Source organism: uncultured Campylobacter sp. (genome assembly GCF_937997405.1).
Taxonomy (GTDB): domain Bacteria; phylum Campylobacterota; class Campylobacteria; order Campylobacterales; family Campylobacteraceae; genus Campylobacter_B.
Map to the genome: position 1 here is coordinate 1 of NZ_CALKTL010000010.1, position 12,776 is coordinate 12,776.

At 46.2% G+C, this 12,776-nt stretch carries 10 protein-coding genes; 9 read left to right on the forward strand and 1 reads right to left on the reverse strand.

The window, feature by feature from the left end:
* From Q0372_RS00500 to Q0372_RS00540, 9 genes are all read left to right on the forward strand, one after another.
* The coding region (locus Q0372_RS00500; RefSeq protein ID WP_298101348.1) for a phosphoribosyltransferase family protein at positions 1-386 on the forward strand (386 nt) is incomplete at its 5' end.
* A 110-nt stretch (positions 387-496) separates the two neighbouring features.
* On the forward strand, positions 497-1,705 hold the full coding sequence (locus Q0372_RS00505) for a hypothetical protein (protein ID WP_298101349.1): 1,209 nt from the start codon (positions 497-499) through the stop codon (positions 1,703-1,705).
* 27 nt (positions 1,706-1,732) lie between these two features.
* Positions 1,733-2,434, forward strand: a complete 702-nt coding sequence (locus Q0372_RS00510; protein WP_298101350.1) for a type II secretion system protein — start codon at positions 1,733-1,735, stop codon at positions 2,432-2,434.
* A gap of 29 nt (positions 2,435-2,463) precedes the next feature.
* A complete protein-coding gene (metG, locus tag Q0372_RS00515; protein ID WP_298101352.1) occupies positions 2,464-4,461 on the forward strand; it encodes a methionine--tRNA ligase in 1,998 nt (665 codons plus the stop codon).
* Positions 4,462-4,463: 2 nt separating this feature from the next.
* On the forward strand, positions 4,464-5,294 hold the full coding sequence (locus Q0372_RS00520; protein ID WP_298101354.1) for a hypothetical protein: 831 nt from the start codon (positions 4,464-4,466) through the stop codon (positions 5,292-5,294).
* Positions 5,294-5,929: a hypothetical protein gene (locus Q0372_RS00525; RefSeq protein ID WP_298101357.1), complete on the forward strand. Its 636-nt coding sequence runs from the start codon at positions 5,294-5,296 to the stop codon at positions 5,927-5,929. The genes Q0372_RS00520 and Q0372_RS00525 overlap by 1 nt, the downstream gene beginning before the upstream one ends.
* A gap of 43 nt (positions 5,930-5,972) precedes the next feature.
* Positions 5,973-6,272, forward strand: a complete 300-nt coding sequence (locus tag Q0372_RS00530; RefSeq protein WP_298101359.1) for a hypothetical protein — start codon at positions 5,973-5,975, stop codon at positions 6,270-6,272.
* A gap of 9 nt (positions 6,273-6,281) precedes the next feature.
* Entirely contained in the window at positions 6,282-8,117 is a 1,836-nt protein-coding gene (locus tag Q0372_RS00535; RefSeq protein ID WP_298101361.1) for a menaquinone biosynthesis decarboxylase, read from the forward strand.
* Between the two features lie 263 nt (positions 8,118-8,380).
* A complete protein-coding gene (locus Q0372_RS00540) occupies positions 8,381-9,055 on the forward strand; it encodes a methionine ABC transporter permease (RefSeq protein WP_297944892.1) in 675 nt (224 codons plus the stop codon).
* Between the two features lie 1,011 nt (positions 9,056-10,066).
* Here the strand turns inward: Q0372_RS00540 and Q0372_RS00545 are convergent.
* On the reverse strand, positions 10,067-12,776 hold a 2,710-nt coding region (locus Q0372_RS00545; RefSeq protein ID WP_298101363.1), incomplete at its 5' end, for an autotransporter outer membrane beta-barrel domain-containing protein.

Sequence of the window (12,776 nt, forward strand, 5' to 3'; positions counted from 1 at the left end):
ACGAATTTATGCCCGATGCAATCGTGGCGATCGCTAGAGGCGGGCTTACATTCGGTCATGCACTAGCCAACGCGCTTGATATGCGTACGATATTTTCGATAAATTCCATTCACTACGCGGATACTAAAAAGCTCGACACCATCGATGTTTTTAACGTGCCCGATCTGGAGCTTTACAAGCGCGTGCTGCTGGTGGACGATATCATCGACAGCGGTGACAGTATGGTCGAGATCAAGCGCGTGCTGCTGGAGAAATTCCCACAAATAGAGCTTAAAACCGCGGTGATTTTTTACAAACCCAAGGCGCTTATCCAGCCCGATTTTAAAATTTCAAAGATGGATGAGTGGATAAATTTCTTTTGGGAAAATTATACGATAGAGGAATGAAGCGGCGCGCAGTTAAATTTAGCGGCTAAATTTAAAAGGTTCGGCAGCTTAAATTTTATAAAATTTCGGTCGTAGAATTTAGTCGTAAATTTAAAGCGCCCGCAACAAGGATGAGAGTGAAGAAGCTTTATCAAAACGAAATTTTCGTGATCTTTATAATGTGCCTGCTTCAGGGCATATTTTTGCTTTATGCGATCTCAAATTTAAGCATCAGCTACTACGAGGCCGAAATTTTTTATGAGAAAAAATCCCTCGTTTCGCTAATCGCAAATTTAAGCTGCGAAATTTTCGGGCGCAACGACTATGCCCTGCGCGTACCGTTTATTTTGATCCACTTCGCAAACGCCGCGATGATCTATAAAATTTCAAAATTTATTCTAAAGCGCCGCTTCGATAGAGTGGTCGCTACGGCGCTATTTATGGCGCTTCCTGCCTCGATGAGTAGTGCGATCTTGCTAAATCCCGCGGGCATCATCGTTTTTTTCACGCTGCTGGCGATCTATTTTGCAAAGAGCGAATACAATATCGCGCTTTTCGTGCTTCTCTCCGCTTGCGCCCTGATCGATAGAGCGTTTTTTATGCTCTACGTGGGCTTTGGAATTTGGGCTCTTTATACGCGCAAAAAGGAGCTTTTGCTGCTTTGCATAGCGCTATTTAGCTTCAGCGTGATCTTTTACGACGTAAGCTCGGAGGGCAAGCCAAAGGGGTATTTTTTAGACACCGTGGGCGTTTTTGCGGGCGCGTTTTCGCCTTTAGTATTTTTATTTTTCATCTACACGATCTATAGAATTTGGATCAAAGAGGAAAAGAGCCTGCTATGGTTCATCGCCACGAGTGCGCTTTGTCTAACGATGCTTTTTTCTCTAAGACAGCGCGTGCCGCTTGAGATGATGCTGCCGTATTGCGTCATCGCTACGCCTTTGATTATCCGCGTGCTTTTTAACTCATATCGCGTCAGGTTACCTAAATTTCGCACCTTTCATAAGATCGCCGTGGGTGTGACGCTGGTAAGCTTAGCGGTGAGTTATTTTGCAGTGATTTTTAGTGACGTGATGTATGAGGCGATGTTCGCAAACAAACCGCAGCGGCATTTCATATATAAATTTGACGTAGCTAGGCAGCTGGCAAGTGAGTTAAAAAATCGCGGAGTAAAAAGCGTAAGCTGCGAAGACGAGAGGCTCTGCCTGCGCCTGAAATTTTACGGACTGCCTAGCGGCGAGGATGCGTATATTTATGAGCGAAATTCTGAAAATTCGATACAAAATATAGATATTTACAAGCGAGGCGTGCGAATTGCGAAATTTTATGTTAAAATATAAACAAAATTTTTATGAAAGGTAAAAATTATGAAAAAAGCATTTACTATGATCGAGCTGATTTTCATCATCGTGGTGGTTGGAATTTTAGCGGCCGTGGCAGTGCCTCAAATCAATCGAAACAGTTTAGTGGAGGCGGCCGATCAGGTTGCCGCGCATATTCGTTACACGCAGCAGCTTGCGATGAACGATAATAAATTCGATCCCGACGATCCGAATTGGTTTAAGAAGCTTTGGAGGATTCAGTTTAGTTATACCAACGCCAAAGGAAGTGCGGAGGGCTGGACTTACACTGTGTATTATGATAGCACTATGAGCGGTAATCCTAACGGTAGTGCGGATCTGTCTGATCTATCAAGGGTTGATTTTGCCATAGATCCGCAAAATCCAAATAAAATTCTAAGTGCCGGCTTTCAAAATCAAGCGATAAATAGAAATGCCGAAAGAATCAATAAGAAGTTGAATTTAAGCAAAACCTACGATATTAGAAATGTCGAATTTACTAATTGTGGAGACCGGGCAAATCAAACTATAGTCTTTGATTCTTATGGGCGTCCTATGGGGCAGGTAGCGAACTCTAACGTGCCATATGATAAGCTTTTTGTAGGACAAAATCCATGCGTTATCAGACTTACTAACGCCGCGGGCGAGATCGCCGATATTTTTATCCAGCCCGAGACCGGATATGTAAATTATACTTTGGCTTCCAATACCGGTTCAGCATTGCAATAAAATTACGGTAGAAACGCTTAAGGAGAATGATGAAAAAATATATAATGACGCCGATTTATTACGTAAACGATGTCCCGCATATCGGTCATGCATATACGACGATTATCGCCGATACGATGGCTAGATTTTACCGTCTGCAAGGACACGAGGTGTTTTTTAAAACGGGCACCGACGAGCACGGCCAAAAGATCGAGGAGGCTGCAGCTAAGCATGCTCAGAGTCCAAAGCAGTATGCAGACGGTGTGAGCGCTAAATTTAAAGACCTGTGGGACGAGTTTGGCATCAGCTACGATATGTTTTCGCGCACTACCGATGCCGCGCACGAGGCGGCGGTGCAAAACGTATTTCGCAAGATGTATGAAAAGGGCGACATTTATAAGGGCGAATACGAGGGCAACTACTGCGTAAGCTGCGAGAGTTTTTTTCCTTCCAATCAGCTAATCGACGGCGAGTATTGCCCCGACTGCGGCAAAAAGACTAAAATTTTAAAAGAAGAAAGCTATTTTTTCAGGCTTAGCGCCTACGCAGAGCGGCTTTTAAAATGGTACGAGGATGAAAAGTGCATCCTTCCACTAGGCAAAAAAAATGAGGTGATAAGCTTCGTAAAAAGCGGCCTGAAGGATCTTTCGATCACGAGAACGGGTTTTGATTGGGGCGTTAAAATTCCGCCCGAGCTGAACGATCCGAAGCACGTGATTTACGTCTGGCTGGACGCGCTGATGGATTACCTTAGTTCGCTCGGATTTTGCGCGGGCGGCGAGCGGATGGAGTATTGGAGCGACGCGCTGCACATCGTGGGTAAGGACATTTTGCGCTTTCACGCCGTTTATTGGCCTGCGTTTTTGATGAGCCTGGGACTAAATATGCCACGCAGCATCGCAGCTCACGGCTGGTGGACGCGCGACGGCAAAAAGATGAGCAAAAGCCTGGGCAACGTCGTGGATCCGCGCGAGGTCGCAAACGCCTACGGGCTGGAGCAGTTTAGGTATTTTTTGCTGCGCGAGGTGCCGTTCGGCCAAGACGGCGATTTTTCGCAAAAAGCGATCATCAACCGCGTAAATTCCGAGCTTGCCAACGAGCTTGGAAATCTACTCAGCCGCATCGTCGGCATGAGCGCAAAATACTCGGATTACGTCATAAATTCTAAAGACGTGATGAAATTTTTCACCGCCGAGATCGAGGAAGCAAGCTCCTATCTGAGCGCCGCGCTTAACGCGCTTGAGGAGGTCGCTACCAATAGATACTTGGAGGAGCTTTGGAGGGCGCTTGCTCTTGCGAACGCTTCGATCGCAAAATACGAGCCGTGGAATTTGATGAAAAACGGCGAGCAGGCTAAGGCACTGGCTCTCGTCGCATTGGTCGCAAATATTCTGGCTAAAGTTGCCGTACTGCTAAGCCCTGCTATGCCGCAGACGGCGACGCAGATCGCGGACACTCTGGGCTTTGAAATTTCCACTCCGCTTTATGAGAAGCTAGTGCTTCGCGGCGAAATTTTAGATTTCAAGGCTAAGCCGTGCGAGCCGCTTTTTACCAAGATCGATCATGAGCTGATGCCGAAGGCGGACTACGATAGACTGGATGGCGCTGTAAATTCTACAAGCTGTTCGGGCACAGACGCCGCCGCAAAAGGCTCGCCAAGCTTAAACGCAAACGCTTCCGGCTCGGGCGCTACGGCGCAGGAAGCCGAAGGTATGGCACCCGAAACTCAAATCAAAATCGATGATTTTAAAAAATGCGTTATCAAAGTCGGCACGATTTTGGAGTGCGAAAACATTGAGGGCAGCGAGAAGCTACTGCGATTTATGATCGATTTGGGTGAGGAGAAGCCGCGTCAAATCATCAGCGGTATCGCGAAATTTTACGATCCCGCCGCGCTTGTCGGCAAGCAGATCTGCGTGCTGGCGAATTTAAAACCCGCTAAAATTTTTAAACATAGCAGCGAGGGCATGATTTTAAGCGCCGAGGACGGCAGCCTTACGCTGCTTAGCACTCTCGCGCCCGTAAAAAACGGCGCGATCGTAGGTTAGCGATGAGGGCTCTAGCGCGCAAGGCTTCGAAGCTCGCTATCTACGGCGCGGCTGGGCTCTGCGCGCAAAAAGGCGGCGCTTCGGATAAAATTTTAAAGCTTTGCCGCAGCTGCGGCCTTGCCGCAAAGATCGGCGCAGGCGGGCTTGTATGCGCCACGCCTTTGGCACTGAAGCTCGGCGCAGGAGTTGCTTTAAAATTTGCAGCGCGTAAAATTTTAACATTCGGCATTTGCGAGCTGTCGAAGTTCGCCGCTTTAAAATGTGCAAAGCTCGGCGCGCGCGCGGTCGTGCGCTCGTTTTCACGCACCGATAAATTTACAGGTGAGCGCACGAAAAAATATGCGAGCGCGGATGGCGAGAATTCTAATGCAAGCGTCACGCCGCACAGAAAGCGTACGGCAGATGTTTCTAGCGCGAGCATTAAAAAGGACGCCTCATTTTCCAAAAACGCCCATGCTAAAAAAAACGCAGTAACAAAAAGCGTGCCCGCAAAAAGATCTCCGCTTGCTAAAAAACCTGTACCTATCGCAAAAACCGCATCAACCGCTAAAAGTATCGCGCCCGCCGCAGCTTCTGTATCTGTCGCAAAATCAGCGTTCGTAAAAAACGCAGCGCAAAATAAAATTTCCGCGCCAAGCGCAAAAGCGATACCGGCTAAAAGTGCCTCTCAGAACGTAAAATCTCGCCGCATCGCAAAAAATACTGCTATGCTTGCCGTAATCGCCGCAAAAGACGCCGCAGCATCCGGCGCAACCTCCGCATCTACCGCAAAGCAGCCGCACCGCGCTGCAAAGAGCGCGCCCTTTAAAAGCTCTGCCGCAGGGAAGTCGTAATGGTAAATTTATTAAATTTAACCCGTATCGTAAACGGAACGATGCTGAATAATCCCGCAATCTCCGCGGTCGAGAGCTTTGCGATCGAGCCTGCAAAGGTCACGAAAAAGGGAGCTTTCATCGCACTCGGCGCAAACGAGCGCGACGTGCGCACCGCGATCGATAACGGCGCGTACGCGATCATTTTCGATAACAATTTCAAGCCGCTCAACGACGAGATCGCCTTTATCAAAGTAGAAAATTTATGCTCGGCGCTAGTGCGACTGATAAAATTTTTGGGCGAGACGTGGCGGCACGGCTTCGTGCTGATAAACGAGGTGCAAAGCGAGATCCTGCGCTACACGAGCGTGCCGAAAAATTTGATGTTTGCGCCGCGCAGCAAGGGCGAGCTTTTCATCAGTCTGATGAATGCCAAAGAGAAAAATACCTACTTCACTACCGACGGCGATCTTTTGCAAAGCCTCGGTATCTCGCCTGCCACGATCCCTGCGAGCGACGATTTTAGGCTGCTTTATGGCGGCTCGATATTTTACAGCAGCTTCGCTTTATTATTCAAACTTAATCTTTCCACAGCTGTTTTTGCCCGAGCTATGCGGCGTGATCGAGTATCTCTCGCGCAAAAACATACCCTTTAAATTTCAAAACTTAAGCGCATTCGGCCATTTCGAGCCGATTTTTGTGGATAGATTTTTTAACGTTAGCTCGCTTGGCGGCAGCTACCGCGCCTTTATCGCTGAGAGCGATCCTGAGCTTTTTGCGCGCGAGGCGGAGTTTTTGCGGGCAAAATTCCGCGAAAAAATTATCATATGCGCCAGCTGGGAAGATCGCTTGGACGGCACTAAGATCGACTTTCGCTTCAATAAGCTAAGCGCGCTAAAGAGCCTGCCCGAGTTTCACTACGCGCTGGTTTTTGCGGAGAAGAGCGCGATCTTGCAGCTTCTAAATCAAAAACCGCAAGAAAAAAATCTATTTTTTTAAAGGCAGCGAATGCAGAGCTTTGATGAAATTTTAAACGGAAATTTTTGGATAAAGAGGCTTTACGAGAACGGGCTATTGCGCGAGGTAAAGGAGCAGATTGGCACGGAGCTTGAGATAGCGCACGCAAGCTACATCGAGGTCAAAAAGGAGCACTCGCAGGCGCTGCTTTTTACGAACGTGCGAAACGCGCAGGGCAAACGGATGCCGCCGGTGCTAACCAATATTTTCGGCTCCTTCGAGGCGTTAAATTTAATCCTCGGCCGCAAACCCGACGAAATTGCCGCTGAGATCGAGAGCCTGCTAAAGCCGAAGCGTCCGCAAAGCTTCGGCGAAAAGCTTGATTTTTTAGCGCACTTAATCTCGCTTCGTAAAATTTTTATAAAGCGCCTTAGCGATCGCGGCGAGTGCCAACAGGTCGCGCATCTAGGCGCTGATGTAGATTTGGGCGAGCTTCCCGTGCTTAAGACCTGGGAGAATGACGGCGGCGCGTTCATCACGATGGGGCAGGTTTATACGAAGGATCTGAACTCTCAAACGCAAAATCTCGGCATGTATCGCCTGCAAATTTACGGGCGCGACCGCCTGGGGATGCACTGGCAGATACACAAAGACGGTGCTGGCTTTTTCGACGAATACCGCAAAGCTGGGCGCAAGATGCCCGTATCCGTGGCGATCGGCGGCGATCCGCTCTATATCTGGTGCGGTCAGGCGCCGCTGCCAAAGGGGATTTTTGAGCTGCTGCTTTACGGCTTTATCCGCCGCAGCCCCGCTCGCCTTGTAAAATCGCTTACGAATGAAATTTACGTTCCAGAGGGTGCGGACTACGTGATCGAGGGCTTTGTCGATCCCGCAGTAAGCGAGCCGGAGGGACCTTTCGGCGATCACACCGGATATTACACGCCGGTAGAGCCATTCCCGGTGATGGAGGTTAGCGCGATCACGCACAAGCGCGCGCCCGTATTTCACGCCACCGTCGTAGGCAAGCCGCCGCTTGAGGATAAATTTATGGGGTACGCGACCGAGCGGATCTTCTTGCCGCTGTTTCGCACGAGCGCGCCCGATCTGATCGATTATAAAATGCCCGAAAACGGCGTATTTCACAATCTGATTTTGGCTAAGATCGCCGTGCGCTACCCCGCTGCTGCCAAACAGATCATGCACGCGTTTTGGGGCGTGGGGCAGATGAGCTTCGTAAAACACGCCGTTTTCGTGCCGCAAGACGCGCCGAGCTTAGATGAGTACGAGGCGCTTACGAAGTACGTCCTAAACCGCATAGGCGCGCGCAGCCTCGTTTTTAGCGAGGGTGTGTGCGATCAGCTCGATCACGCAAGCCCGAACTCCTGCTTCGGCGGCAAGCTCGGCATCGATGCGACGGTTGATCTAAGCTCGCAGGCGCCGCAAATTTTAAGCGACGAGGAGTTGCTAGCGAAATTTCAAAGCGAGGAGCCCGCCATTTTGGCGCTTAAGCAGCACTTTTGCGATACGAAAAACCCGCTCGTGCTGATAAACATAGACAAAAAAGAGCTCGTAGAGCGAAGCTGGCGGCGGCTTTTGAAATTTAGCGAGCATTTTAAAATTTTGATTTTTACCGATGCGGGGAATGATGCGAGCAACCTCTATATGAGCGTTTGGCGTATCGTAAATAGCATCGATGCGCTGCGCGACGTGTTTGTGGCGCAAGATGATCGTATCTGCATCGACGCTACGAGCAAGCACGAGTGGGAGGGCTATACGCGCCGGTGGCCGCAGGAGACGCTTTGCAGCCGTGAAGTCGTGTCAAGCCTCATAGAGCGCAGCATCGTGCAGGATGAGCCCAAGCTATTTAAGAAATTTGAGATTTTTTGAGGGTGCGGGGCTGAATTTCGCGCGGATTTGAAATTTTAAAATTTAGCTTTGGTTTTAAGGGTAGGTCGTGCGTTAAATTTAGATAAAATTTCATCTAAATTTACGGGCCCTAAGCGGTAAAATTTCATAAAATTTACCGCCGCGCGAGGGCTAAAATTTTAAGGCGTAAAATTTGCTGCAGCGGAAATTTTAAAATTTCAAAAATTTTAAAGCGGCAAAAAAGCTCGATATAGCGCAAAAGGGCGCAAATTGAAAGGATATAAATGATAGAGTGGATACAAAATTTTTTTAGTGGCGTGATTCCGAAGCTGCTGCTAAACGCGACGCTGGAGACGCTGTATATGACCTTCGTAAGCACCGCTTTGGCGTTTATTTTGGGGCTTGTGCTTGCGATCGTGCTTATCCTTACGCGTCGCGGCGGGCTCTGCGAAAACCGCATCGTTTACGCCGTGCTGGACGTCGTGATAAACACGCTGCGAAGCTTTCCGTTTATAATTTTGCTGATCGTGCTCTTTCCGCTTACAAAGCTTCTTGTGGGCACGAGCATCGGCACCACCGCGGCGATCGTGCCGCTTACTATCGGCTCGGCCCCCTTTATCGCTCGCCTCATCGAAAGCGCTCTGCTAGAGGTCGATAGCGGCGTAATCGAGGCGGCGAAGAGCTTCGGCGCGAGCAAGACGCAGATAATCTTTCGCGTAATGTTCGTCGAGGCGCTACCTAGCATCATCGGCGCGATTACTCTGACGCTCATCGTCATCATCGGATTTACGGCGATGGCGGGCACGGTCGGCGGCGGCGGGCTCGGCGACGTGGCGATCCGCTACGGCTTTCAGCGCTTCCGCCCCGATATAATGGCATACACCGTCGTGATTCTGATCGTGCTTGTGCAGATCATACAAAGCATTGGAAATTTACTCTATAAAATCACGAAAAAGTAGGCTCAAACCCATAGCTTAACGAGATATCAAATATTTTCTATTAGTATAAAATTGCGAAAAGTAGATCTTAAACTATAGATCGTTCGTTTGTATAACCCGTTTACCAAACTATAAAATTATAAAAATGTAGGTTTGCAACGCTATGAATACCGCTTAAAATTCTATAATCGCGAGCAGTTAGATTTACCTGCCGTCAAGGTTTAAATTTTAGGCTTTGTGTAGCTAAAGCAAAGCTCGCACAAGACTTATTTTGCGTAGAGTAAGCTTTATTTTTATAACAGGTCGCATCTTTGAAGCGAACGATCGAAACTGCGCTGGGTAATTTTAAAATTCACAGGCAAGATTTAGGTGCAGAATTTTAAAATTTCATTGTATAAAATTTAAATTTAGCCTAAATTTTAATGAGAAGCGTAAGTTGAAATTTGAAATTCTAAAGCACGGAATTTTAAAATTTTAAAAATTTAGACCTTACGAAATTTTGCTTATAAATTCTAAGACAAGCAGTTTTAAAATTTTATAATTTTAAGTTTTGCAAGATCTTTCTTATACAATTTCACTTTTACTTCGAAATTTCGTAGCTTCACTTTTAAAATATAAAGCGCAGGATATAAATAAAAGGCACCGGCCTTAGCAATAAAAGCCAATAATGATAGTATTGCCGCTTTGATAAGCTTTTTTGGCTTTGGTAAAAGAACCTAAGATTGCGCCAGTTCTTTAAAGATAAAGCAGACTATGAAATTCCCCTGCGAATTGAGCCTAAATTCTTTCGTATCGCAGAATTTTAAAACGGCATAGAATTTTATGAATTGCCTTGCGCCGCTTTCGGTAAATTTCATGCGGGCGGATACGGCGCGTTTAATAAGATCGTTATCGCATAAGAGCGAATCTATGAAATTTATCTAGTGCGTAGCATCTAAATTTAAAAAGGGGCGAGAAATCTATCGCCCCTGAAATTTTAAGTATAGGATTTGATTTTATAGATGTGTGAGCTAGGGCTTACGCATCTTTTATTTAAAACATAATCTCAAACCCTGCATTGATAGCACCGCCTCTTGTTTTGCCTACGTAGCCCTTGCCTCCTAGGCTAAAGATAAGGTTTTTGCTATCGTATTTATAGCCTGCTTCAAATACTCCGGTTGAGCCTTTTAGGCTAGGCTTAGGAGCGTCAAGTCCCATAGTAGATGCTTTAGCATCCCCACTAAACTCATACTCATAAGCGCCTCCAAAGTATAGGTTATGCTCGTCTTTAAGATTTATAGTATCTCTAAGACCCGCTCTTAGCCTATTAGATGTAACGCTATCAAAGTGATATCTCTCGCCAGAGCTTATAGAGGCATCGGCATCATCCGTGTAAGCATATAGCCATTTAGTATAAACGTCTAGTTTATTACTTTGGCTTAGATCAAAGATCTGACCTATTCCTATATGAGTAGCCATATAGGTTGAGCTGATATCAAACTTCTCATTATGAGCTAATACTCCAGGAGCTATGGCATAGGTCCAGTCGTTACTATTGTAGTCGCTGCTTATCTTACCTACGTGAAAGCTTGCATCAAGGTAGGTGCCGCTAGTAAAGTTTTGCTTTAGCATCAAGCCTCCGCCTATATACTCGCTATCTCCGTCTGCATGTAGGCCATTATCTAAGTAGCTATCGTAGTTTGCTTTTCCATATTCTACGAATACTCCGCTTAAGATATCTCCTGCGAAATTCTCAGTTAAGCTGGCTAGTCCTGCTGCAACGCCGTAGCCTTTAGAATTTACGTGCGAACCAGTCTCGTACCTTAGATCATAAGCTTCGCTTATAGCAAAAGGAAATAGCTCTAAATGACCGTCAGGTATTAGCTTATCTAGGTAGTTAGTGATTAACTCGCTTCCGCTCTTTAAGCTGGCTAAGCTTGCAGCACGGGTTTCGGCGAAGGATTTAGCGTCATCCTTTACTTTTTTCTTGCCGCTAAATTTAAGATCCAATGCTTTTCCGTTTGCATCTACCATAGCATATGTTTCATAATCTATGGTAGCTCCTTGTTGTACTTTGGTTTGCAAGTGATCTGCATTAGGAAGAAGTAATCGTCCGCTTCCTTGCTTATCAATAAGATGGATCGTGCTGGTATCTCCTACATCGGTATTGCCACTAACGTAAGCGGTGATCTTACCTCTCATATTGCTTAGATCAGTATTAGCCGTAGGATCGGTAAGCTTAATCATCGAATCGCCGTCTTTAACGGTAGGAGGCATAAAGATATTGATATCGTCAAATCCTCCGATATTCTTGGCGGTGATCGAATTAGGAGCTGCTGGATTGGTAGTATTTTTACCTACGTTTAGAGTGCTTCCCGCTCCGCCGGTGATATTTCCGATATTATTGCCGCCGGTTAAATTTACGGTAGAGTTATTGCCGCCGTTGATATTTAAGCCGTTGAAATTCGTAGGACTGTTTGGATCTTCGTTAACTACGTTTATTACAGGATTTGGGATCGGATTGTATCTATTGATCTCATCGTTTCCAAACTCGCCGCCGGTGATATTTCTAGACGTAAGCTTGCTTCCTTGAATTAAGATAGATTGATCGTCACTGCTCTTAATTAAGCCTTTTAGCATTATATCGTAGGTGGTAGAGTTTTTAAGCGTAAACTCACTGGTCGTTTGCTTAGCCTTCTCGGTAAAGCTTGTAAAGGTATTGCCAGCATTTCGGATAAGGTGATACTCTTTACCCTCTTCGATATTAAGTGAGCCATAGGTATCTTTATCTACGTCATACTCTTCACCGTTTAGTTTAAATTTAGCGTTATTAATGTCTGTATCGGCATTAGTAGTTAAATTTAAAGCAGCCCTATCGATAGCTCCGTTAGTAGCTGCGGTAACCCCGTCGAAGTTAAGAGCATTGAAATTCTTAATATCGCCTGCGGTTTTTTGAGTGTGAGCGTTATTTACGTTTAGGGTGTTGCCACTATTATTGCCTCTTGCGTTAGATGCATCGTCAGAGCCATAGAGCTTGCCTGATAATGCGCCTGCATTAAAATTTATAACGTTATTGCTGACTTTACCGCTTGAGCTAGCGTTATTACCTGCGATGACATCGCCGATATTTGTTCCACCATTGATCTCTACCGTATTGTCGTGGATATCTAAGGTATCGCTCGCTGCAGTGCTTCCGCCGTAAATTTTCTTACCATTTAGATTGCCCGCATTGGCATCAATGATGACAGTATTGTTTTTATTCCTATCAAGTGAGTGACCGTTATTTGCTGCATTGGTAATTTTATTGAGTTCGGTTTCGCCATAGTCGAATTCCCCATCCCAGTTTCTAGTCTGTGTGCCTTTCGAATATTGTAATTTTTTGAGGCTTGCATCGGTTTTATAGCTTTCTCCTACGAAGCTATATTCGTTTGCGTTCTTGATAGTATAGACTTGATCTTTTTGGATAGTGCGATCAAGCTGATTGATCGTTCCATTTGTTTTATTGATTAGCGTATATTGCGTATTATCGGCTAATTTATCAGAATTTACGCTAATTTTAGTACCGCTTAGATCGGTAGGATGACCATCTGTTAAAGTTAACGCAGTATCGCTGCCTGAAAAACCGTCTGGAACGTTGAAATTTAGCTTACCTGCACCAGATATATTTTTAGCTGTAATTTTACCAGGTACTAGTGGATTGTTGCTATCTTTACCTACGTTTATCGTATCGTCGCTATTGGCTCTTATCTCGCCCGTGCTGGGA